Origin of the sequence: Marinifilum sp. D737 (genome assembly GCF_026672275.1) — a bacterium.
In the GTDB taxonomy this organism is placed as follows: domain Bacteria; phylum Bacteroidota; class Bacteroidia; order Bacteroidales; family Marinifilaceae; genus Marinifilum.
This window is the reverse complement of sequence record NZ_JANQCD010000010.1, coordinates 18,862-44,217: the sequence shown is the minus strand read 5'-3', so window position 1 is coordinate 44,217 and position 25,356 is coordinate 18,862. Positions and strand designations below refer to the sequence as shown.

Here is a 25,356-nt window from a genome sequence, read left to right as displayed (position 1 = left end):
CGCTAGGAAATGATTTAATTTGTTGCAACAAGAAAGACTCAATCTTGTTGTCAAAAAACACCTGTAACCTATGAAAAAAACCTTTCTTCTATTCGTTTTTTTGCTGGAGATCTTGATTTGTCAGGCTCAGGATATCTATTTCGATCATATTGATTTGAAAGATGGTTTGTCCCAAATATCTGTAACTGCACTTGAGCAGGATCATCTGGGTACCATGTGGATTGGGACACGTGATGGATTGAACAGGTATAATGGTTACGAAATAGATGTGTTTCGTCATGAGAGGGAGAATCCCAATAGTATTTTGGGGAATAATATCCGGGATCTGCAATTTGATTCCAGAAATCGAATTTGGATCTTAACAGAGGAAGGTTTATCGACTTATAACATTGAGACTGACGAGTTGATTAACTACCCTCATGAGGATGTAAATTGCTTTTACATTGGTAAAAAAGACATTTGGGTGGGAACTGATATCGGATTGTTTCGATTAGATGAAACAAAATCTGAATTTACTCCTGTTAAGGATATACATACAGAAGAGAACAGTGTAGTTGAGATTTACGAGGACGATAATGGAGATCTTTTTTTGGGAATGAAGGACAAAGGACTCTTGATTAATCAAGTGAACAATGGGAGCCTTAAGACCATATTAAAAGATGAAGTTTCCTGTATTTATAAAAGTAAAACAGATACCATTTGGGTAGGAACAAAGAACAATGGGGTATATGAAATCTATAAAGAAAAGGTATTACAACACCATACTCAAAATACAGGCTTAGCTCACAATGTAGTTCGTGATATTTCAGAAGATCGGGAAGGGAGAATCTGGATTGGAACTTTCCTTGGCGTTAGTGTTTTGGACACAAAAAGTCAGAAGTTCTCTAATTATTACCAGTCTGATAAAAACCCCAATGCCCTTAGTCATAATTCAATCTATACCATGTTTCGCGACCATGAGGGGAGTATTTGGATTGGAACCTATTTTGGTGGGGTGAATATCTATAATCCTAAAACCAATATATTCAGATATTTTGTTGCTGATCCCGAGTATAACAAGTCTATCAATTACCGTGTTGTGGGATCGATGTTAGAGGACGATGACAAGAATCTGTGGATTGCAACAGAAGGGGGAGGTGTGAACTTCTACGATAGAAAGGAAAAACGTTTTACCTATATCACCAAAGGGGAAGGTGTTAAAAGTTTATCAAACAACAATGCCAAAAGTTTATATTTAGATAATGACAATAGCTTGTGGATAGGAACGCATATGGGAGGTCTTAATGTTCTGGATATTAAAACCGGCCGAATAAAAAAGTATTTAAAAAATGATCAGCAGTCATATTCCATCCCTAGTAACATCATTTCAGCTATTATCCCTTATAAAAAGAAACTAATACTTGGAACCAACCAAGGAGTGGTATTGTTCGATCCCATAACGGAAAGGTTTACTGATTTCTTCGAAGACGAGGAACAAAGGCAGCTGGTAGGGCAAAAAATCCTTGCTTTGCTACTCGATAAGAATGACAGATTATGGATTGGTTCAGAAACAAAAGGTTTAAGTGTTTTTGATGTAAAGTCAGGAGATCTTAAGAATTACAGAAGAGATAGTCAGCATGCCAATATAAGTAGTGATTTCGTTTATCAGATCTACCAGGATCATATGCGACGAATTTGGATTGCTACCTCTGGTGGAGGCTTGAATCGTTATCTGCCCGAAGATGATAGTTTCAAAGTATACTCTAGCAAGAATTATGACTTGCCGTCTGATTTTATTTATGGGATTACAGAATCGAGATACGGATTTCTTTGGGTTGCTACCAGTAAAGGGATTAGTAAGTTCGACGTTGAAGAGGAAGTATTCAGAGCTTACGACTACGAAAGTGGTTTCCCGCTTGGTGAAATCAACGAAAGAGGATTGTATATTACTTCAGATGGAGAAGTCTTTGTTGGCGGAATTCATGGTATGGTTTCCTTTTGGGAAAAGGAATTGCAAAATCAAAGCATTAGCCATCCTCTCTATTTTACTTCCTTGAAAGTAAACAACAAAGTGGTACGTGTGGGCGATGAGAGTGAGATTTTAAGCAAAACATTGCCTTTTACTGAGAAAATCAACCTAAATCACAGACATAGCGTAATCTCTTTCGATTTTACTTCATTCAACTACTTAAAGGCAAACAAATCGCAGTACCAGTATTTAATGGAAGGTTTTGATGAAAACTGGGTAGATGCGGGATACCGAAGAACTGTAAGTTATACCAATTTGCCTCCCAGAGACTATACCTTTATGGTGAGAGAGGTGTATCGAGATGGTACACACGGGCCAATGGCACAAATGGATATTAAAATTGATCCTCCTTTTTACAATACCTGGTGGGCTTACTTGCTGTATTTGGCATTTGTTGCCAGTATTTTAATCTACATCAACCGAGTATTAATTTCAAAAGCCATTTTGGAGGAGAATTTGAAAAAGGAGCAGGTTGATAAGGAAAGAATCAGAGAGTTGAATCAATCAAAATTGAGATTCTTTACCAATATATCTCACGAGTTTAGAACGCCCCTTACATTGATCCTCGGGCAATTGGAAGGGCTGTTGGATGAATCTGGTGTCGCTCCCAAAATCTACAACAAAATTTTGGTCGCATTTAAGAATTCCTATCGATTGAAGAACTTGGTTGATGAGCTGTTGGAGTTCAGAAAACAGGAGCTTGGCTATGTGAAATTAAGAGTAAATGAGCATGATTTCGTAGAATTTACCAATAGTATATATGACTCTTTTAAAGAGTATGCACAACGAAGAGATATTAGTTTTAAATTGGTATGTCATCAGCAAAGTATTCCATTGTGGTTCGATGCAAGGCAGTTGGAAAAAGTACTGTTTAACTTGCTATCCAATGCCTTTAAATTTACCGACGATGGAGGCTCTGTATACCTGTTGCTGGATAACCTGGAAAAGCAGGTGGTTGTGAAAGTAATGGACTCTGGAAAAGGAATGCCTGAGGAATATTTGGATAAGATTTTTGATCGATTCTACCAGGTTGACCATTTGAGCCAGCAAAAACATCAACACCTGGGATCAGGAATCGGATTGGCGCTAACAAAAGGGATTGTAGATCTTCATGGAGGCGAAATAAAGGTTGATAGCAAAGCCGACGAGGGTTCTTGTTTCGAAGTCTACTTGCCTAAGGGGAAAGAGCATTTCGATGACGAAAATGTTATTTGGGACGAAGAGTTCGAATTTGAACTTAGTTCCAATACAAAAATACTTGCCGATCAGATGGAGGAATCAGACAGTAAATTGCCTGAAACAACTGGCTTATCAACAAATCCGACTTTGTTAATCGTGGAAGATAATTTTGAAGTGCGCGATATGTTGTGCTCTTCCTTTGCCGAACATTACACGGTAATTGGGGTTGAAAACGGACAGAAAGGCTTGGAGAAAGCCATTGAAATACAGCCCGACCTAATTATTAGTGATGTGATGATGCCTGTATTAACGGGTACTGAGATGTGCGAAAAATTAAAGACGGATTTGAATACAAGTCATATTCCAATCATCCTTTTAACTGCTAAAGATGCCTTGGAATATAAAATTGAAGGAATGGAGATTGGTGCCGATGATTACATTACCAAGCCTTTCAATATGAAACTGCTTCAGGCGAGATGTAAAAACCTAATCAAATCAAGAGCCTTGCTGCAAGATAAGTTCAGAACAAATCCAGGTATTGGGGTGAGAAACATTACTTCCAATTCATTGGATGCTGAGCTTTTGGAGAAGGCCATGAAGGTGATTGAAGAGAATCTCGATAACTCTAAGTTTGATGTCAACCAGTTTGCACAGGAAATGTGCCTGGGCCGTACAAGTTTATATGCCAAAATAAAAGGAATTACAGGGCAAACTCCGAATGAATTCATATTGAGTAGTCGATTGAAAAAGGCCGCTGTAATGCTCCGATCGGAAATGGGCGTGAGTGTTTCTGAGGTTGCCTATTCGGTAGGTTTTACAACGCCCCGATATTTTAGCAAATGCTTTAGCGATCATTTTAAGATTTCTCCATCGAGGTATGCCAAGGGAGAAGATCCTAAGGTAGAAAATGATTAGATTGAAATAGATATTCAAGGAAAATCCCGCACTCTTGTAGAGTACGGGGTTTTCTTTTTACAGGTGAATAGGATTTCCTTTTAGTATAACATCTGGTTTTCATCCGACTCAGTTTATCATCAGGAATTGAAATTTAATTTCAAAAAAAGCCTAACAGAACGGCAGGGAAGTAGTTAATGGTAATTTGGTGAACAACATCTTATGCGCATAAAGTGATCGCCAAATTCGCTTGGAGACGCTGTAATTTGAATAGAAGTAATTGCCAAGCCTTTAAAAATGCGGTTTTTCTTTTTCTGAAGTTTTGTTTGGTTATTTCAGACGATGTTCAGGCTTGCTTTCAGCACCAACATAATTTTAATAGCTGTTTATCTTAAAAGAGGATTGTTGTTTTTTATGTGAAAAACCACATCCATTATTATCCAACCATATGCTCAAATTATCCAATAATCAGGCTATAAACGGTTTGTTTTTGCTTCTCGAATGATTTTGGAAATGTTTTGAACAAAATTATAAAGGCTCATTTTGTACTGATCATACATTTATGCATTCGTTTGCGAAACTATAAGTTATACAAATATTCTGAAATTAAGCAGACGGAAACGATTTGATGGTTTCAAAAACTGTCTTTGGGAGTAGAATATTTGTGATGACTTGCTTTTACTAAACCTGGTTAGAGAAGTATTCAAATTATGTATTGATGATTTGGATGCCATCTACCGCTCTAAACAATTTATGATCTAATGAAAAAAACTATTGGACTGTTTGTATGCCTCTTTATTGTAGGGGTACAATTTCTACAAGCACAAGAACGATCCGTTTCCGGAATTGTTACATTGGCTGAAGATGGATTAGGAGTACCAGGAGCTTCCGTTATTGTGAAAGGAACTTCTATTGGTACTACCACCAATTTAGATGGAAAGTATGTATTGACTGTCCCTACTGCTGAGGATATTTTGATTTTCTCTTTTGTTGGGATGAAAACACAGGAGGTTAAAGTAGGAACTCAGCAAAGCATTAATGTTGAGTTGCAGGCTGATAATGTGGGATTGGATGAAGTGGTTGCCATTGGATATGGAACCATGCGCAAAAGTGACCTGACTGGGGCTACTTCTCGTGTTTCAGCGGAATCGATTGTGGACATCCAAACACCAAATGTAAGTCAGGCGCTGCAAGGGAAATTATCAGGGGTTTCTGTTCAGTCGAACAGTGGCGCTCCAGGGGGAGATATTAAAATTAGAATTCGTGGAACAAATTCTATCAATGGTAGCAATGCTCCTTTGGTAATTGTGGATGGTTTTATTGGTCAATCTCTTTCTGATTTGAATCCGAATGATATTGAATCTTTGGAAGTGTTGAAAGATGCATCGGCAACTGCAATTTATGGTTCCAGAGGCGCCAATGGGGTAATTCTTGTAACCACAAAAGGGGGAAAAGATGGAAAAATGCAGGTGAGCTACAATGGTTACATGGGAGTTCAGCAATTAGCAAATAAAATGGACCTGTTAGATGCGGCTTCTTATGCTGAGGTAATCAACCAAAAACGTGTTCAAACAGGAGGTGCTGAAGAGTATTCTGCTGAGCAGATTGAGAATTTCAAAAGAAATGGTGGTACAGACTGGCAAGATGAGGTGTATCGTACAGCTTTGACTCACAATCATGATTTATCGGTAAGTGGGAAAAAGAATGGATTCAATTTCTTGTTTTCTGGTCAGTATTTGAATCAGGAAGGGATTCTTAAAAATTCAAACTATGAGAGATTTAGCTATCGTGCTAATGTTGATGTAGATCTTTCTGAGAAGTTGAAGATGGGGGTTCGTATCAATGGAATCCTTAGTAAGGACAGACCTCACAAGTTGAGCTGGCCAAACGGATCTATCTCTAATGATGCCATTACCATGGAGCCTACTCTTCCTATTTACGACGAGGAGGGAAATTATACACGTTCATCTTTTGCAACGGTATCGAATCCGGTAGCAGACTATAAGGAGCAAAACCATTACATCGATAACGTGAAGCAAAATATCAATGCATATTTCGATTATCAAATCAATGATAAATGGAATGTGAGAGTATCTGGAGGTTATAGCACCAGAGATTACGTTTCTAATATGTATTCAAGTGTGAATCTTTACGCTGGTGAAGGAGACAATGGTAGAGCCAATATTAATAACCGTAAGGAATTTGTTTGGCAGAATACCAATATCTTAACCTATAAGAATCAAGTTGGAAAACATAAAATCAACTTTACTTTTGTGAATGAGCAAACTGGTTCGAAGACACAAGCTTCAGCTTTGGCAGTGAAAAATTTTGATGTTGAAAATGGATTCTATGATGTGTCTTTGGGTAAAGAGCCATTGTCGCCATCTTCTTCTTTTGTTGATTGGCAGTTAATGTCATTTTTAGGACGTTTAAACTATGTATTCAACAACAAGTATTTGGTGACTCTTGCCATGAGAGCTGATGGTTCGTCGAAGTTTGCTGACAATCACAAATGGGGATATTTCCCAAGTGGATCTTTCGCATGGCGTCTGTCTGAGGAATCATTTATGAAAGATTTGGATTTCCTTGATAACCTGAAATTGCGTTCCAGCTTTGGTGTTACAGGTTCTCAGGCTACTGCTCCATATCAGTCTAAAGGTTTAATGAGCACTGGTGTAAATTATCCTATTGATGGTTCTGGAGTTAGTGTAGGAATTGCTCCTGCTCGTTCAAATAATCCATTCCTATCTTGGGAGAAAACCGCTCAGGTAGACTTTGGTTTCGACCTTGTATTATTCAACGGAAAATTGTCATTAACTGCTGATTACTACTATAAGAAAACAAAAGATTTGTTGTTGGAAGTGGCTGTTCCTTACTATACAGGGTTCAAATCGGAATTCAAGAACCTGGGAGAGGTTGAGAATAAGGGTATTGAATTTGACCTGGGAACCAACCATTCGTTTGGCGAGTTGAAATGGAGCAGTAATGTTACTGTGAGTATCAACCGAAACAAAGTGATGGATTTGGGAGATTCTGAAAAGATCATCATGGGTGAGAATAATGCACTTGCATTGATTCAGAAAGGAAAGTCGTTAGGTTTGATTTATGGATATAAATTTGACGGTGTATGGCAGCAAGATCAAGCCGATAAGGCAGCGGTATATGGTAACAAGCCTGGTGATGCAAGATTTGTTGATGTGAATAATGACAAGTCTATCACTGCTGACGACCGCACGATAATTGGTTATGGATATCCAAAATGGAATATGGGCTGGTCAAACTCATTCACCTATAAAAATTTCGATATGGATATCTTGTTTACAGGTACATTTGGAAATGATATCAAGAATGAAGTGTATAGCCGTTCAATGGGTTGGGGAAATCAGGACCCTACAAACGTTGATATTCAGAACCGTTGGACTCCTGAAAATCCAAGCAATTCAATTCCTGCATTTAGCACGACTTATAAAACTTCTTATCTGGATAATTCATCTGCAACTGTAGAGGATGGATCTTATATCCGTTTAAGCAATATTTCATTGGGTTATACATTTAGTAAATCGGTACTAAAGCGTTATAACATTGAAAAGATGCGTGTGTTTGTAAGTGGACAGAATTTATGGACATCTACCGATTACAGAGGTTACGATCCTGAAGTGAATAACCCTGGAGGGGCAAATAATGCTGACTACCTTGTAGGTTTTGACCGTGCTCCATATCCTTTGGCTAAAGTGTTTAATTTTGGTATTAACCTTACTTTTTAAATAAAACTCAGAAGCTATGGAGTTGAATATGGAAAATGCTTGCTCAATTTTCCTTTAGGCTTCCATTTGGCAATTGAAGATAAATGATAATCAAATGAAAAAATTTATAAATAAATTAAATATTGGCTTTGGCTTGGTAATTAGCTTGGGCCTGTTGGGGGGCTGTAATTTTCTGGAGGAAGAGGATGCATACCTTTTAAGTCCGGACAACTATTTTTCCACACAGCAGGAACTAGATGCTGCAATTTACCCTATTTACACCTACATCTATAAGGATAACAGTCGCTTGAGTGGTTTAAGTGGAAGAGGCTGGGGATTGAATTGTGGTGCTGATGATATTACTTCAACGCGAGGCTTGAACAAGCAAAGACTGCTTGAATTCGATGATTTCGAAGTTTCTACCGAGAACAATGACCTGGAAATGGTTTGGAAGGCTTTGTACCGAGGAATTGGTGCTGCCAACAATGTACTGAATAATCTGGATAGAATTCAGGAGATTCCAATGTCAGATGAGTTAAAAGAGGATCGTATTGCCGAAGTTCGATTTATGAGAGCTTTTGCCTATTTCAACCTGGTGCGTTACTGGGGTGAAGTGCCAATTGTAAAAGAGTTAATGAATGGCGGCGATGCACAAAATGTAACAAAATCGTCTGTTGAAGAGGTGTATGAGTTTATTTTGGCTGATGCTTTGGAAGCAGAAAAGACATTGCCAGCAACGCAGGCTGAAAAAGGACGTCCTACCTTGGGAGCTGTAAAGACTCTGATTTCCTATGTATATCTTCACATGGCAGGTTGGCCGTTGGAGAAAGGTGCCGAATACTACCAGAAGGCTGCCGATAAGGCAAAAGAGGTGATTGACGCAGGAAATTACCAATTGGAAAATGATTTTTCTACCCTTTGGACTTATGAAGATCGACTTTCTGAAAGTGAACACATTTTTGCGTTTTATACTGATTTTGCTTCAAATCGAAACTATGGTAGTTTTGGAAACAAGGCTTTCCGTGGTAAGGATGAAGGCGGTTGGAGAGAAGTTCTTGTAGAAAAAGAGTTTGCTCGTAACTATCCTAATGATAACCGTAAGGAATGGACCATTTATGAAACCATTAAATATGACAAGAAGGGGAACCTGATGCCTGAGTCTAAATGGTTCTCGTGGGAGAACTCTGTGGAAGCACACCCTTTCATTGCTAAATTCAGAGATATTGGTGGTGCTACCTGGAAAGAAGCTACTTCGAACTGTTTATTCCCGATTTTCCGTTATGCTGATGTATTATTAATTTATGCTGAAGCAGCCAACCTGGCAGAAGGATCTCCATCGGCTGAAGCCTATGCAGCTTTGTGGGAGGTTCAGGATCGTGCTTACCTGGGAAGTGAAGTAGAAAGTCAAAAGCTAGCTGCCGGTGCTGGCAAAGAAGAGTTCGATGCAGTGGTACTTCAGGAACGTGCCTGGGAGTTTGCATTCGAAATGAAGCGTTGGCACGATTTGGTTCGCCGTAAAATGGTTAAAGAGGCAAATATGAATCATGCCGATGAGCGCAGTGATTTTGATCCGTCAACCATTACAGAGGATAAATACCTGTTCCCGATTCCGGCAAGGGATATTCTGATTAATCCTGATTTATAATATAAGAAAGTCGGTGCGCTAAGTGCCGACTTTTTATTTTCTATTCCCATTTCCAATACAGTTTGGAGATGGGATTCTTTTGTTTCCTGATTATGGTTTCGTGCAACAGGTGAAACCAACTGCTTAGAGCATTTCCTTCCTGCTTGTAATGATTCTTTTTTATAGTGCTCTGTCTATAAAAAGTTTGAGAAGATTTTAACTTTGATATTTTTGCATCCAAAATTATTCATACATGGGTGAAAAACGTGTGGTTAGTTGGATTATCGTACTTGAAAGGTGGTAGTTGAATGATATTGGACATGTTTTGAATAAAAATGTCACATTGTCCTTTACCAGCAAAGATACATTTACGCAGTCGTTTTCGGAACGATGTTGAAAATCTAATACTAATCTAATATCAAAACGTTAATTCAATGAATTATTCAAACGATTGTAAAAACAAATGGCGTTTTGGATCCAAATGGTTGGCAGTGGCATTCGCCTTGCTTTCAGTAATTGCATATTCTTGCGATGATGACAGTGAATCTGCAGAAGACGTTTTGGCTCCAAGTGGTTTATGTTATGCTTCAGTTACCGAAGTATACGAAGGAAAGGCAATGGAAACTTCACAACCTGTAGTTTTTTCAGATTCTCAACCAATTTTTGAAATTGTGGAAGGTACTGCCGAAGAGGGTGGTGTTTATGTAGAGGATGTATTTACCATTAAGGATTCAACCGGGGTAATTAGCTTAGCTAATGATAACGAGTTGGTAGCTGGTTTATACAAACTGAATGTGAAGGTAAGCAACAAAGTTGGTGAGCAAGTTTTTCCTGAAGCTGTTGAGTTTAGAATTCTTCCAAGTGCAATTGAGGGATTACAGTATGCACCATACATGCAGACCCTTGTTCGTGGAGCTGAAGGACAGAAAACAAGCAAGCCTTTATTTAAAGGAAGCCAACCTGCTACTTTTTCATTAGAAGGAGAAAGTGATTTTGCTATAAATGCTGAAACCGGTGAGATTTCATTGGCTTTGAATTCAGATATTGAAGCTGGAAACTATAAGCTATCTGTGAATGTATCAAATGCTGCAGGTGTAGCTGAATTTAAAGAGGTAGTTATGGTGAAAGTTGAAACCAAAGCATACAATTTGGTATACTCACCTCAGGGATATTTGGATGTACAGCAATTACAGGCAAAGCAAAGTGCTCAACCTACTGTAGCTGGAACAGGTCCATTTACTTTCGCATTGAAAGACGATTTTGGATCATTTACCATTGATGAAAATACAGGAGTAATTTCATTGCCGGAAAATCATTCATTGGAAATTAATACCTATAATCTTACTGTTGTCGCTACTAATGCTCACGGAAGTGTAGAGTTTGAAAATGCAGCTTCTTTCCAGATTGTAGAAATCAAAGCAGTATTGCCTTCTGATCTACAATATTCAAAGTCAGCATATGTGGTTAACGAATCTTTTGCATTCGAGTCAGTACAACCAACAGTGGTAGGAACAACACCTATTACTTATGCGCTTGTTGATGACAAAGGAGCATTTGCAATTGATCAGAACACAGGTGTAATTAGCCTTGCTGAGGGAAATGATCTTGCTATTGGTGAATATACCTTATCTGTAAAAGCTACGAACATTAAAGGTGAGGTTACTTTTACCGATGTAATTACTGTAACCATTCAGGTTCCAACTTTTGAAGTTGTATTTGAAGATGGTTGGGATGACGTGTCTCCTAAGGCTGGTGAAAAAGGATTAGGAAATATGACTACCGTTTCAATTGTTGGTGATCCTGTTCAGGCAGATAATAACAAGTGGACTTATGGATGGGGTAATTGGACTGTTTTGGATCTTGACCAAGTAATTGGCTCGAGAGGTGCCATTATTATTCCTAAGAAATCAGAAAATGATGATTGGTTGCTGGCAGAGAATGTAGATTTAAGCAATTGTCTTAATTCAGAACTAACATTTGCAGGTTATTATAAGTATGGATTAGATGGACAGACTTTAAAATTAAAAGTGTCTGAAGATTTTACTGGCGATGTTACTACTGCAACTTGGGTAGAGATTAGTTATGAGGCATTAGCAAATGGAAACTGTCAGGAAAGAATTGTTGATTTAAGTCAATTCGATGGTAAAGTAGTAACCATTGCTTTACACCATGAGACTCTTGCTTCTTCAGGAATCAATATTGATAGTGCAACTCGTAATCATTGCATATATAATTTCGAAGTAAAAGCATTGCGTAAATAATTCAGATTGACGTGAACATAGCATATAAAAATATCACAAGAAAGGTATCAGCAGCAATGCTGGTATCTCTTCTATTCTTTGGAACGACTGCTATGGCGGGAGATAAAGCACCAAAGAATAAGAATAAGGGAAAAGTAACGATCTTTGAGGATGGCTGGCAAGAATTAAAAGCAGTAGAGGGGGAACCACAAACTGGTAATTTTACAGCCATTAGTGTAGAAGGAGAACCTGTTCAGTCCGATAATAAAAAGTGGACAAGTGGATGGGGAAACTGGAGTGTGAACGGTAAAGGTGGAAACTCAAAGCGTGGTGTAATCATGGTTCCAAACCGATCGGTAAATGATGACTGGTTGGTGTCTGAGGAGATTGAGCTTGCCAATTGCAAGAAAGCAGAATTGGTGATAGAGGCTTATTCTAAGTATGGAACTGACAGTGCCAATGAATTGAAAGTGTTGATTTCGGACAACTACAATGGAGATGTTGAAGCTGCACAGTGGGATGAGTTGTGGATGGAGAGTATTCACAAACAAAACCAGGCTGTGGAAAGAAAGATTAGTCTGAAAAAATACATGGGGAAAAGTGTTGTTATTGCTTTTCGTTCCATTCATAGTGGCAAATCCGTGAAGAATATGACAAGAACAACATTCTTGTCGAATGTTAAAGTTACAGCTATTCGCAAGTAGATTTAGCTGATTGAAGAATCTTAATTTGTAGAAATGAACTTCATTAATTCAAGAAATAGAATGAGAAATGTAGTACAATGCTTATTGGTATTGGTGCTAACATTTACAAGCTCCCTGTCTTATGCGCAAGGGAAAAAAATTAGTGGGATTGTACTTGACGATACTGGACTGGAACTACCGGGTGTTAGTGTTTTGGAAAAGGGAACTACCAATGGTACAGTAACATCAATTGATGGGAAATTTCAAATGTCTGTTGGTAAGAATGCAACCATTGTTGTTTCTTTTATTGGTTTTGCAACTCAGGAAATTACTGTTGGAAATCAAACAGATTTTAAAATTGAAATGGCTTCTGATGTTCAGCAATTAGACCAAGTTGTTGTTGTTGGATACGGAACCAAGAGTGTGAAGGATGTTACCGGATCAATCGTATCGGTTCGTCCTGATGAACTGGCAAAAGCTCCTGTAGCGAATTTCGACCAGGCATTGTCAGGTCGTATGGCAGGGGTACAGGTTACCAGTACCGATGGTCAGCCAGGTTCGGGAATGCAGATTGTTATACGTGGAGCTAACTCGGTAACAGGAGATAATTCACCATTGTATGTGGTTGATGGAATTCCTATGGAGAGTTTTGATCCAGGTATGATTTCAACTCGCGATATTGAAAGCTATGATGTGTTGAAAGATGCTTCAGCTTCTGCTATCTATGGTTCTCGTGGTGCCAATGGTGTAATCATCATCACAACAAAAGGGGGGAAGTCAGGTCCTTCAAAAGTAAGTGTTAATTCATCTGTAGGTGTACAGTGGATTCAGAACCGCTTGGATGTGATGAACCCTTATGACTTTGTTGTTCTTCAGCAGGAAGTAGCTAATGCCAAAGGTGGAGAGTCTATCGATAAGTTTAAAGAACATTGGGTAGATCCTGAATTGTATCGCAATAAAAAAGGAACCAACTGGCAGGATGAAATTTTCCGTGAAGCAATCATGAAGAACCTCAATGTATCAATGAGTGGTGGTAACAGCAAAACAAAACACTACGTTTCTTTTGATTTTCTTAACCAGCAGGGAACCATGATTGAAACTGGCTACGAAAAATACAACGGAAGATTAAAATTAGATCACAACCTAACCGACAAGATTAAGGTAGGTGTGAATATGAACTATTCTGTAATGAAGCAAACTGGTGATAAAGTTGCTGGTAACAACAGAGTAAGTATTTTGGCTGATGCGATTACTTTCCGTCCGGTAGAGCCTGTAAACGATGATGGTTTGCAGAATGGTATCGATTTGGAAGATCCAAATAACATGCGTTTCAATCCTGTTAAGACATTGAAAAATACCGATCGTCAGACTGACTGGAATGTTTTCCGTGCAAATGCTTATGCTGATTTTACTTTGGCAAAAGGTTTGAACTTAAAGCTAACAGGGGGATATGTATCTGACAACCGTCGTCAGGAATTGTTCTACGGACAAGAAACCCTGGAAGGATACAAAGGAGCCAATGGTATCAATGCTACGCTTACCGATAGAAGATACTATACTCTTTCTACTTCGAATGTATTGACTTACAAGACTAAAATTCAGGATCACAAATTCACTGGAATGTTAGGATATGAGTTCAGTTCAAGAGACAGTGATTGGTTTAGAGCAAAGAATACTCATATGCCTTTGGATAACCTGGGTGTTGATAATATTGGATTGGGTGAAGAACCAATCGTTCCTGAATCATATGCTGAGAAATCAACTTTATTGTCCTATTTCTCGCGTGTTGATTATTCTTTCCGTGAAAAATACTTGTTGACAGCATCTTTCCGTATGGATGGATCTTCGAAGTTCTTAGGAAAGAACAAGTGGGGATACTTCCCGTCATTCTCATTCGGATGGAGAATGATAGAAGAGTCGTTTGTTAAAGATTTGAACCTGTTCTCGAATTTAAAATTTAGAGCTGGTTGGGGTGCTACGGGTAACAACAGAATCCCAACTTATTCGGCGCACAGCCAGATGAATGCGGATACTGATAATGGTTACAACTTCGCAGGTCAGTATTCAAAAGGGATTTACATGACCAATCTTGCTGACAAGAACCTGAAGTGGGAAACTACTTACCAGTACAATGCAGGTTTGGATATGGGATTCTTCGATAACAGATTAAATGTGAATGTTGATGTGTACAAGAAGAATACTGTAGATCTATTATTGATGCGTTCAATGGCTCCTTCAACATCATTCAAAAGTGTTGTTGCTAACATTGGAGAGATTGAAAATAAAGGTCTTGAAGTTGCCATTACCTCAAGAAATATCGATACCGAAGATTTCAAATGGACCACCAACTTTAACATCTCTTTCAACCGAAATAAAACAGTTAAGTTGAATGACGGTGAATCATTCATGTTGACTAATCCAGAGTGGAACTATAAGTATACAGAGTATCAGTATATCACTGAAGTAGGTAGCCCTGTTGGTCAAATCTATGGTTTGTTATCTGATGGATTGTATCAGGTTGATGACTTCAACTATGTAAATGGTGAAGGATATGTATTGAAAGATAACATTACTGATAATGGTGGAGCTGTTGTTCCAGGTTCAGTAAAATACAAGGACCTGAATAATGATAATACCATTGATGAGCGTGACAGAACTGTAATTGGTAATCCGGAACCTAAGCATTTCGGGGGTATCAATAACTCTTTCAAATATAAGAACTGGGATTTCTCATTCCTGTTCCAATGGTCTTATGGTAATGATATTTTAAATGCCAACAGAATTGTATTTGAAAGCCCTTCTATTAAAGAGAATCACAACTTTTATGCTTCTGTAGCGGATCGTTACACTCCTACAAACCCAACAAATGATATTCACATTATTCGTGGTGAGAAGGCTGTGTTAGGTTATGCTCCTGAAGGAAATAAAGTTTCTGATAGAGTAGTGGAAGATGGTTCTTATTTGAAATTGAAGACTGTTTCTTTAGGATACAACTTTAGCAAGAAGCTCTTGAAGAAAACTTGTTTCTCGAAAGCAAGAGTATATGCTTCTGCTCAAAACTTATGGACTTTAACCAACTATTCTGGTTATGATCCTGAGGTATCAGTAGGTAAGTATGGTGCTTTGACTCCAGGTCTGGACTACTCTGCTTATCCTGTAAGTTCAACAGTAACTTTTGGTGTTGACTTAACTTTTTAATTAAAAGCTTATGAACTGCCATTTCAAAGCAGAATCATTCTTTGAAATGGCATTTTAAAAAAATTAACAAATGCAAAGATCATTTTTAATCATATTCGCAGTTCTGTCTGTCCTTTTTACTTCTTGTGAATCGGAGTTAGATCAGACACCACTTTCAACAATAAGTCCTGATAATTTTTATCGCAATGAGGCGGATTGTAGATTAGCATTAAATGCTGTTTACAGTGATGTTGGAAACCGTTACACTTATGGAGAACAGTTGCCTATTCAATTTATGGTAGGAACAGACGAGGCTGTTTTCTCACGTTCTTATAACTCATGGACTGTAGGTTTGTATATCCACAATGCTTCTACCGTTGATTTAGAAAATACATGGAGAACCTTGTACAGAGGAATCAACAGTGCCAACTTGTTGTTGGAGAACTTGCCAGATGCAGAGTTTACAGAGGAAAGTAGAAAATTGAGATATGAAGCTGAAACTCGTTTCCTAAGAGCTTTCTTCTATTTCGACTTGGTTCGTTGGTGGGGTGGAGTTCCATTGAGAACGGCATCTGTTGGCGATGCAACTGCCAATGATATTGCACGTACTTCGGCTGAAGATATTTACGAGTTTATTATTACTGAACTGGAAGCTGTTGCGCCAAACTTGCCACTACCTTCTGAGGAGATTGAATACGGAAGAGTTAGCAGAACTGCTGCCTGGGGATTGTTGGCAAGAGTGTATATGACAAAAGCTGGTGTGCCATTAAAACACATGCCAGCAGAATCTTATGCCAAGGCAAATGAGTATTGCGACCTAATTATTAACAGTGGTGAGCACAATTTAATTGAGAACTATGAAGACATCTTCATGAACGAAATTAAAGGTGTTAATGATGATACCGAGGTTATTTTCGAAGTTCAGTTTGAGAACCAAAGAAGTGCAGGTATTCGTGAAGATGGTAAACATGGTAACCTAAACGGAATCATGTGTCAACAAAAAGATTCTCCATATGCTTATGCATTTACCTATGCAGGATTATCCTTGATTAATGCTTACGATCAGGATAATGATGAGCGTTACGATTGGAATGTTGCCAACTTTAAAGTTGATAAAAGCGGAGTTGTAAAGATTCAGAAAAACAGATACGAGTGGTTCCCAGGTAAGTTCCGTCGTATTCAAAAAGTCGATAACGCTGATGGATCATACAGCTGGTATGGTTTGGAACCTGGTGATTTGGATAAGAACTACACTGGAATTAATTTCCCAATTCTTCGTTACTCTGATATTCTATTGATGAAAGCTGAAGCTTTGAATGAGTTGGATAAAACTGCTGAAGCTGTTCCGTTTATGAATCAGGTTCGTAATCGTGCAGGATTAGCTAATGTTGATGCTGATTTGGTATCTACAGCTGCTGATTTTCATGAAGAATTGATGACTGAAAGATTGAGAGAATTTTGTTTTGAAGGAATTCGTAAGCATGACTTGATTCGTTGGGGCGTGTTGGTTGAAAAATTGACAGAACTGAAAACAGAAATGGAAGCTGCTAATGTTGCTTCTTCGAGAGAGTGGTTGTACCGTTCATCTATTAATGTTGCTGAGAAGCACTATTTAATGCCAATTCCTTTGAAGGAAATGAACGAGAACAAGTTGATGGAACAAAATCCATTGTGGAAATAAAGATCAATTGAACAGGGAGAAGCTCCCTGTTCTTTTACCAAGCTGTTTAAAAGAAAATAATGTTGCAAAAGATTATACTTTTTATCGCATTAGGATTACTGGTGGGGGTAAATTCCTCTTGCATGCAATCTGCTTCTTCAAAAGGAAAAGATACCAGTAAACAGGAAATGTTGCCAATTTTCCAGGAAGAGCTTAATGTGAACATAGAGCAGGAGATGAAATTTTGCGAAGGACAATTGAAGAAATCGGTGGCTTTGCATACTGACTTTGAAACACATCCTCGCTTAATTGAGAGTGGAGAAGAGCATTGGAAAATGCCTGAAAATGGAGTCCTTGTTTGGACGGTTGGCTTTTATCCTGGCATTCTTTGGCAGATGTATGATGTAAGCAAAAATGAGTATTGGAAAGAGGAGGCTTTGAAAAGAACTTTGCCTTTGGAACCGTATAAATACAACAAGGAACATCACGATGTAGGCTTTATGATGTATTGCTCTTACGGACAGGCTTATCGATTGACAGGAAAGAAAGAATACCGTGATGTATTGATAGAATCTGCAAACTCATTAATCACCAGATACAATCCTAAGGTAGGAACCATCAAGTCATGGTCGAATGAGCTGCATCCTCAGTGGAAACAACATATTACCATTATCGATAATATGCTGAATCTGGAGCTTTTGTTTTGGGCATCGAAAGAGACTGGGAATCCTGTTTACAGAGATATTGCGGTAAAGCATGCTGAGACTACCATGAAGCACCATTTTAGAAATGATTACAGTTGTTATCATGTGGTAGAGTACGATGAAAATACGGGAGCTGTTCGAAATAAAAACACTTCTCAAGGCTATGCTGACGAAAGTGTTTGGGCCAGAGGACAGGCTTGGGCTGTTTATGGTTACACCATGGTTTATCGTGAAACCAAAGATCCTAAGTTTTTAGACTTTGCCATGAAGGTGTCAGAACGATTTATTGCTGGTTTACCAGAAGATCATATTCCTTACTGGGATTTTGATTTGACAGGTAAGAAAGGTGAACCACGTGATGCATCGGCTGCTGCTATTGCAGCTTCTGGTATGGTGGAACTTAGCTCATTGCTTACCAAACCGGAATTGAAAGAACGCTATTGCAAGGCTGCTGATGCCATTTTGAACTCTTTGGCATCACCAAGCTATTCTGCAAAAGGTGTGAACGATGCTTTCCTATTGCATAGTACAGGAGCAAAACCACAGCGCCATGAAATTGATGTGGCCCTGGTTTATGCTGACTACTATTACCTGGAAGCATTAAGAAGAAGAAAAGCATTGACCATTGAGATGTAGGTCCGATGGTACAAATATGAAATTATTATGAAATAAATGTGTGAAACCTTCAGGTTGAATACATTCATTTGGTACGAAGCTCTCTTAGGTATTTTACTTTAAGAGAGCTTTTTTTTTATAATAATAATGGTTTTGATTCTTTGTCAGAGATTGAAATATTATTTTTAGGCTGTTCTTAAAATAGTAATCGTTTAAATAGAGGAATGACATTGATAAAGTACATATTGGCTTTGGTTTTTGCTTGTTTGCTGTTTATGCATACAGATGCAAAGGGTAAGGAGATTCGTTTTCAAAAGTTTACCACTTCTGATGGTTTGCATTCGAACGTTGTGTACTCCATGCTGCAAGATTCAAAAGGATTGATATGGCTGGGAACCAAAGAAGGCTTGAATCGTTACGATGGTTATCAAATTGTCAATTACCCCTTACCTCAGGTTCCTTTTACCAGGATTGCCGATCAAAGAATCAATGCGCTCATAGAGGACAAGGATCAGAATATTTGGATGGCTACCCAAATTGGGGTGGTTTTTCTGAATCGGGAAACGGGGAAGATGAAATACTATCTGATGCCCTTTGAAGTTAATAAAGCACAAAGCCTTTATGTGAATGATTTGGCTATTTCAGGAAGCAATGAAATATGGGCTGGTACACGTAATGGATTGTTTAAATTCAATAGAGAACAGGATCAGTTTGAACAATATGAACACTTTCCCTTTAATAGTGAAACTGTAAGTTACTCGAAAGGAGAGCGCTTAATTAATGAGTTGTGTTTCGATAAGAATGGGCACCTATGGATTGGTACGGCAGGAAATGGAATTACGGTTTTAGATATAAAGAAGAAAAAGAAACAGCACTTTCGTCGATCCAGAAAAAGAAAAGACGGGGAGCTGATTTCTAACTATGTAGAAGATTTGTTTAAGGATAGAGAAGGCAAAATTTGGATTGCTACAGCGGGAGGTTTGAATCTGTTTCAGGATAAAGATGAGAGTTTTGTTACTTATCGTCATTCGGAAGGAAATAAGTATAGTTTGTCTGACAACTACATCACTGCCATTAATGATGATGAAAAAGGAAATCTTTGGATCGGAACCAAAAAGGGATTGAATTTCTTTGATCGAGAGGAAGAAAGATTCTACAATTACCAGCATCATCCCCTATTGAAAGAGAGTATCTCTAGCAATAACATTCTGGCAGTTATGAGTGAGAGGTCTGGAAGTTTTTGGGTGGGAACTATGCAGGGAATCAACTATTTTTCGCCTAACAACCTGCCTTTCGAATTGTATCAGAATATTCCGCAAAATAAATATTCTTTACCCGACAATACTTTACGCGCAGTAGTTTCTGACACACTGGGCAATGTTTGGGTTGGCATGATGAGGGATGGCATAAGCCATTTTGATCCGGTTAAAAAAGAATTTAGGCCAGCTAAAGTGAGCCAAGCTACCAAGAGGAAGAAAAAACACAAGACGGTTAGAACGGCTTATGTAGATAGCAAAGGGCAGGTGTTCTTTGGTACCGATGCAGGAGTGTTAAAATACAATACGAGGAGCAAGATATTTGAAAACTTTACGGCAAAGGGGAAACTGTTTTTCCAAAAGAGTGTATTTGAGATCCTGGAGGATGATGAAGGGAATTACTGGTTTTCCGAACTTGATAAGGGAATCTGGAAATGGAATCCCCAAAAGGGAAGTATAGAGCTTTTGAACAAGGAAAAAAATGATCTGACAAATCAAAATGTAAAAGTGATCTCGCAGGTGACCAATGGTGACATCTGGGTGTCATGCCACATGGGAGGTCTCTGTCGTTTAAAAAGAGGAGAGACCAGGTTTCAGAGCTACAGAGCTTCAAATAAAAAAGGCAGTTTGTCGAGTAACAGGGTGTACGATATTTTTGAAGACAGCAAAGGAAGCTTGTGGATTGCTACCAGTAATGGACTCAACCTCTACAACGAAAAAGAAGACACCTTTATCAGCTTTGATGAGAAGGACGGACTACCCGGAAACGTGGTGTTGAGTATACTGGAGGATGAAAAGAACCGTTTGTGGCTTGGCACCAATAAAGGATTAAGCAGCTTTGATGTGGAGAAAAAGCAGTTTGCCAATTTTTATCAGGAAGATGGCTTACAAGGGAATATTTTTGAATACAAGGTGGCTTGCATTGATACCAGCGGACAAATGTATTTCGGAGGAAATAATGGACTGAACTCTTTCTATCCTTCCCACTTTAAAATGAATTCCTTCATTCCGGAGGCTCAATTTGTCTCTTATTCAAACTCAGGAGAATCAGGAGATGTGTTTCAGCAGAAAGTTGAATTGTATCATACCGATCAGAAATTAAGTGTTGCGGTAGCTTCCATGTCTTATTGGGAACCTGAAAAAAACAGAATTCGCTATCGTATTTCTTCATTAGATACCACCTGGACTCTATTGCCTTTGGGAGAACATAAGATTGTAATTCCTGAACTGGCTATTGGTGAACATCAGCTTGAAGTATTGGTGTCCAATAATCATATGAAATGGAGCTCATCTCCTGCAGTCCTGATGATTGTTGTGAACAGGAACTGGAAACAATATTCATGGTTGCTTTATCTCTTAGTACTTGCATCCATTTTATCGGCAGGAGCTTTAGTGTATGCAAATCACAGAAAGAAAGGAGGAAGAAAAAACGTAAAGGCTAAGGTGGTGACCAAAAAGGCAGCTCCAGCAACTAAAAAGAAGGAGTGGGAGGAAAGTATTAAAACTCTTAATCAATTTATGGAGGAAGAAAAGCCTTATCTCGATAAACGATTGACCAAGTCACAATTGGCCATTCAGCTTTCCTGGAGTGAAGTACAGCTTTCAAACACCTTGCGTGATGGCTTACAAATCAGTTTTAACGATTTTATTAATACTTATAGGGTAGATGAAGTAAAGAGCCGTTTACAGGATCCCCAGAATAAAGATTATACTCTGCTGGCAATTGCCGAAGATTGTGGTTTTAACTCGAAAACCTCTTTCTACAGAATTTTTAAGAAGTTTACCGATTTAACTCCTAGTGAATATCTGGAAAAGCAGGAGAAGTAGTTTTTCTAGCATATTTTTGATATCCCCATAAAACTTGGATAAGGAGTCTGGAAGGAACTCTCATCCTACCTCAAGGCTGCTTTTGCTTGCTGTTTAAGTTTAGTTGTTGCAATCAATTGGAATGATGCCATTTGTAAACTAAGCCTACAATAAGTCTCCTGGAATCCATATACCTTGAGCTTTGTGAAACAAACTGTATGTTTTCGACCTCGTTCAATTGCTTTTTGCTATCAAGTAAATTCACTCCTTTTACCGATATCTTTAGTTTCTTTTTGAAGAAGTCGCGACTAAATGCCATATCCAGATTATAAAGTTCTCCTTTCAGTCCGTATGCTTGTAAGGTTTTGGAATTGTAGGTGTAGTTCACATGCATGTTTATTCTTCGGGGCAATTTAAATTGTCCGGTAAGCTTGTAGCTGTAGCTCCACAATTGCTTTTTTGGCAGAGAAATGCCTTTTCCTGAGAACTTTTGATGGAAGATGGTGCCACTGCCGTTTAATCTGCACCATTTGGCAGGCAAGTAATTAAAGGTGTACTCGTTACCTGTTACAAATTGCTTTGCTAAATTATTGAAGGTTCTAAAAAGAGTATCTCCAATAGTATAGTATTCTTGCATGATCACATCTTCTACAAAGCGATGAAAGATGGCAATTCCCACTTGAAACTTCTCTTTGTGCATGGCATAATCCACGGAAACAGAATGTTCTTTTTCTGGCTTTAAATCGGGATTGCCAAAATAGATATTCAGAGGATTGGCATCGTTTTTATATGAATTCAACTGTCCTGAACGTGGCAATTTCTGGCTTTTCTTGTAGGAGATACTTACGTCACTATGTTCCCAATTTCTTCCTGCATGAAAGCTTGGTAAAAGGCTCAGGTAGGAGTTGTGTTGTTGATTTATAATTTCGTTACGGGCATTCTTGGTCGACCTGTCAACATATCGAAGTCTTGATCCGGCAGTAACGAACCAATTGTCGGTTTTAAAATCAATAATCCCGTAAAGGGCAGAACTGCTGTTTTCATATTGGTAGTTGAATGTTTTAGATGGAACCATGATCCAATCCTGCTCGCCATGATTGTACTTTTCCTGAATCGAGTTTTGTGTTTGCTTTTCCATGCTCCAATCAACTCCTCCTTCAAGGCTCACTTTATCATTCAATTCTCTTGTGTAGTCCAGCTTGCCTTGAAACTTTTCAACCGATAAATTAATGTCATCTTTTTTCTCTGCCGGAAGGGTATTGATGGGCTTCCCTTCAGGATCAAAATTCAAGCTGTTCATCAGCCTGTCTTCATACTGTTTTTGTTTGCGATAGCTGCTACTTACTTTTAAAGTCTGCTTGTCCCATTTACCAATGTATTGTGTGCGATATTGCTGTGTAAATTTATCCTTTTCAAATGTTTGCTCCTGTTCTGTGTATTTGGTCAGTATCTGTTCTTCATTTAATAACTCCTTAAAGATGTTGATTTCTGGATCTACCTGGTTGTTTTGCCACAGTCCATCTATTTTGAACAGGTGTTTTTTCGAAGGTCGGTAGTTGATTCCTGTTCTGGCTTGTTGACTGTTGTTTTTTTGCGATTGGTCTCTGGCTTGCCTGATATAAGGAGAGTTGCCTGGTAAAAGATTTTGGCGCAACTGGTTGATGGTAGTATTGAATTCGTTGATGTTGGAGTTGGCCTGAAAGAATCCGCCCCAGTTATTGTGTTTTTTGTTGGTTGAGAAGTTCTCCTGGTGATTCCCAAAGTGATCAACTGAAGCTCTGAATTTACTCGAAGAGCGAGATTGTATGGGAGATTTGAGCTGAATATTAATTACACTTCCATCGGCATCGTATTTTGCCGTGGGGTTCTGAATCACCTCAATCTTAGCAATAGAGGAGGGAGAGATCTGATCTAATTCCGATTGATCGTCAATTCTGACACCATCGATTAAGATGCTGGCTTGTCGCCCTCGAATACTGACAGCCTCTTCCATATCAACCGAAACTGACGGAATGGAACTTAGCAATTCTATGGCTGAGTTGGTTCCGCCTTCAGGCAATTTATCGGGGTACAACACCCAATTTCCATTTTCTTTACCGATTGACTTTTTTTCGGCTGTTACAAATACTTCCTGCAGGTTGTGAGCCGATGGAGAGAGCGCAATAACACCCAGGTCTATGCTTTCAGTTGTTACATTCAAGAGCTTCTCGTAGGTCTCATATCCCAGGTACTGGATAATGATTTTATAGGTGCTGTTCTGTTGTACGGTAATGGAAAAACTTCCCTCGTCATCGGTCAGGGTTCCACTCATGCCAGCATCGGACTCAACATTACAAATGGCAACTTGGGTAAAAGGTAAGGATTGATTTAGTTTTGTATCGAAAACTTGTCCTTTAATGCTTAGGTCCTGAGCTTGCATATTTGCAGAGAACAGACAAACGAAAAATAGGAATAGTAGGCTTGAACGCATATTTTAATTTTTCCAGAATTAATATTTTGAAAATTAACTTGGCACGAATAAATGGAAATAGAATGTGTTTCAGGTGGATTTAGAGTGCTGGGAAGTGCCAAAAATGGGATTTGGGATAGAATGAAAACTTTTTTAGGCTTAATTAGCAAGGATACTGTAACTCTTTTATTAGAAGTGGTAGGAATAGTAGTTCTTTTGTTTTCCTGAAATCAGGAAGACTTCATAGTTTATAAGTGCACTTTTTTTAAAGTGATACGAGGTATGAGTGCAAAAAAATCCCCTTTACCGTAAGGGAAAAGGGGAAGGTACTTATGTGCTAAATTTTTATTTTAATTCAAAGATTTGGTAGTTGTCGTAGTAGCCTCTTGCAGGAACCATTAACCGAATGGCTGTTTGACCAGCTCCCAGGGCAGCATCCGATTCTTTATCGTGATATTGAAAAACCAATTGGCCATCTATTCTAAATTCAATCTGGTCTTTCCATTTAATAACCTTCAGGTGATGTTTTCCGGTAAGGTTTTCAAGCGTTAGATCTGATCCTTTTGTTACCAATCTTCTGCCGGGACATTTGCGCATATTGGCCGTGCCGCGTTTGGGAGCCAAAAAGGAAATGCGGTAATTGTAAATGTCACCTTTTGTATACTGAGCGGCTACACCACAGCGCTTCTTTAGGGAAGGATGGAATACATTTTCCCCTTTTGTACCTGTTGCTGAAAACATGATCATGTGCAAAGGGAAGGGAATAGGACTCTGAAAATCGAACTCTATCACGTAGTTTTCAGGGGTAATGGTTTTGTTCCAGTAAACCAGGTGTCCACCCCTGAAAGTATCGCCCAACTTGTAAGAAGGATACATATTTGGCTCTGCTTTTAAAGCCAGGCCATCTACATAGTTCTGATACCATTTATCAGTACCTTCTTCAAAAACAATCTCACCTTTTTTCATCTTCCGATTCACTTTTTTGTGATAACGGGAATAAAGCTCCAGACGACCTTTATTGATTTTGGCAAGTCCCGGGCCTTCCATCACCCAGTCTTCCAGTGATGATTTTTGATTGAAGTCACATTCGTATACCAATTTCTTCTCTTTTCCCTTCTCCAGAGATTCTTGAGCCACTACTTGAAGCGTAAGAAAAGTGAGAACTATGGTGAGAAGATATAGATGAATTCTGTTCATTACTTTAAAGTTTAGAAAAAGGGCCAGTAGTAAACATCCAGTAAATATGAAGCGATAATTTCAATGAAACAATTGGATGGCACTTTTACGCAAAGTGCAAATTTACTACTCAGCCCTTTTT

General features: G+C 38.6%; 12 protein-coding genes. 10 read left to right on the top strand and 2 right to left on the bottom strand.

The window, feature by feature from the left end:
• Positions 1 to 70 precede the first annotated feature (70 nt).
• The 9 genes from NQ163_RS08060 to NQ163_RS08020 all read left to right on the top strand — a co-directional run bounded on the left by NQ163_RS08060 (position 71) and on the right by NQ163_RS08020 (position 21,610).
• Positions 71 to 4,102 (top strand): hybrid sensor histidine kinase/response regulator transcription factor, encoded by a 4,032-nt coding sequence (locus NQ163_RS08060; protein WP_268189810.1) that lies wholly within the window; start codon positions 71 to 73, stop codon positions 4,100 to 4,102.
• Positions 4,103 to 4,842: 740 nt separating this feature from the next.
• Complete coding sequence (locus tag NQ163_RS08055; RefSeq protein WP_268189809.1) at positions 4,843 to 7,845, top strand: SusC/RagA family TonB-linked outer membrane protein; 3,003 nt, start codon at positions 4,843 to 4,845, stop codon at positions 7,843 to 7,845.
• Positions 7,846 to 7,939: 94 nt separating this feature from the next.
• Entirely contained in the window at positions 7,940 to 9,469 is a 1,530-nt protein-coding gene (locus tag NQ163_RS08050) for a RagB/SusD family nutrient uptake outer membrane protein (RefSeq protein ID WP_268189807.1), read from the top strand.
• Positions 9,470 to 9,882: 413 nt separating this feature from the next.
• Complete coding sequence (locus tag NQ163_RS08045; protein WP_268189806.1) at positions 9,883 to 11,709, top strand: surface glycan-binding family protein; 1,827 nt, start codon at positions 9,883 to 9,885, stop codon at positions 11,707 to 11,709.
• An 11-nt stretch (positions 11,710 to 11,720) separates the two neighbouring features.
• The gene (locus NQ163_RS08040; RefSeq protein WP_268189804.1) at positions 11,721 to 12,392 is read left to right on the top strand and encodes a choice-of-anchor J domain-containing protein; all 672 of its coding nucleotides are present in this window, start codon (positions 11,721 to 11,723) and stop codon (positions 12,390 to 12,392) included.
• A 60-nt stretch (positions 12,393 to 12,452) separates the two neighbouring features.
• On the top strand, positions 12,453 to 15,569 hold the full coding sequence (locus NQ163_RS08035) for a SusC/RagA family TonB-linked outer membrane protein (RefSeq protein ID WP_268189803.1): 3,117 nt from the start codon (positions 12,453 to 12,455) through the stop codon (positions 15,567 to 15,569).
• A gap of 70 nt (positions 15,570 to 15,639) precedes the next feature.
• Complete coding sequence (locus NQ163_RS08030; RefSeq protein WP_268189802.1) at positions 15,640 to 17,229, top strand: RagB/SusD family nutrient uptake outer membrane protein; 1,590 nt, start codon at positions 15,640 to 15,642, stop codon at positions 17,227 to 17,229.
• A gap of 59 nt (positions 17,230 to 17,288) precedes the next feature.
• Positions 17,289 to 18,548, top strand: a complete 1,260-nt coding sequence (locus tag NQ163_RS08025) for a glycoside hydrolase family 88 protein (RefSeq protein ID WP_268189801.1) — start codon at positions 17,289 to 17,291, stop codon at positions 18,546 to 18,548.
• A 203-nt stretch (positions 18,549 to 18,751) separates the two neighbouring features.
• The gene (locus NQ163_RS08020; protein ID WP_268189800.1) at positions 18,752 to 21,610 is read left to right on the top strand and encodes an AraC family transcriptional regulator; all 2,859 of its coding nucleotides are present in this window, start codon (positions 18,752 to 18,754) and stop codon (positions 21,608 to 21,610) included.
• A 112-nt stretch (positions 21,611 to 21,722) separates the two neighbouring features.
• Here the strand turns inward: NQ163_RS08020 and NQ163_RS08015 are convergent, their stop codons facing one another.
• Positions 21,723 to 24,059: an outer membrane beta-barrel family protein gene (locus tag NQ163_RS08015; RefSeq protein ID WP_268189799.1), complete on the bottom strand. Its 2,337-nt coding sequence runs from the start codon at positions 24,057 to 24,059 to the stop codon at positions 21,723 to 21,725.
• A gap of 51 nt (positions 24,060 to 24,110) precedes the next feature.
• Between NQ163_RS08015 and NQ163_RS08010 the strand changes: the two genes are divergently transcribed.
• Entirely contained in the window at positions 24,111 to 24,266 is a 156-nt protein-coding gene (locus tag NQ163_RS08010) for a hypothetical protein (RefSeq protein WP_268189798.1), read from the top strand.
• A gap of 117 nt (positions 24,267 to 24,383) precedes the next feature.
• Here NQ163_RS08010 and NQ163_RS08005 read toward each other — a convergent pair whose 3' ends face one another.
• The gene (locus NQ163_RS08005; protein WP_268189797.1) at positions 24,384 to 25,235 is read right to left on the bottom strand and encodes a DUF1961 family protein; all 852 of its coding nucleotides are present in this window, start codon (positions 25,233 to 25,235) and stop codon (positions 24,384 to 24,386) included.
• Positions 25,236 to 25,356: the final 121 nt, after the last annotated feature.

Bases quoted from the DNA above. Each gene is read 5' to 3' on its own strand.
- NQ163_RS08020 (WP_268189800.1), top strand. From the start codon at position 18,752: ATGACATTGATAAAGTACATATTGGCTTTGGTTTTTGCTTGTTTGCTG.
- NQ163_RS08035 (WP_268189803.1), top strand. From the start codon at position 12,453: ATGAGAAATGTAGTACAATGCTTATTGGTATTGGTGCTAACATTTACA.
- NQ163_RS08055 (WP_268189809.1), top strand. From the start codon at position 4,843: ATGAAAAAAACTATTGGACTGTTTGTATGCCTCTTTATTGTAGGGGTA.
- NQ163_RS08050 (WP_268189807.1), top strand. From the start codon at position 7,940: ATGAAAAAATTTATAAATAAATTAAATATTGGCTTTGGCTTGGTAATT.
- NQ163_RS08060 (WP_268189810.1), top strand. From the start codon at position 71: ATGAAAAAAACCTTTCTTCTATTCGTTTTTTTGCTGGAGATCTTGATT.
- NQ163_RS08005 (WP_268189797.1), bottom strand. From the start codon at position 25,235: ATGAACAGAATTCATCTATATCTTCTCACCATAGTTCTCACTTTTCTT.
- NQ163_RS08015 (WP_268189799.1), bottom strand. From the start codon at position 24,059: ATGCGTTCAAGCCTACTATTCCTATTTTTCGTTTGTCTGTTCTCTGCA.
- NQ163_RS08010 (WP_268189798.1), top strand. From the start codon at position 24,111: ATGGAAATAGAATGTGTTTCAGGTGGATTTAGAGTGCTGGGAAGTGCC.
- NQ163_RS08045 (WP_268189806.1), top strand. From the start codon at position 9,883: ATGAATTATTCAAACGATTGTAAAAACAAATGGCGTTTTGGATCCAAA.
- NQ163_RS08025 (WP_268189801.1), top strand. From the start codon at position 17,289: ATGTTGCAAAAGATTATACTTTTTATCGCATTAGGATTACTGGTGGGG.
- NQ163_RS08030 (WP_268189802.1), top strand. From the start codon at position 15,640: ATGCAAAGATCATTTTTAATCATATTCGCAGTTCTGTCTGTCCTTTTT.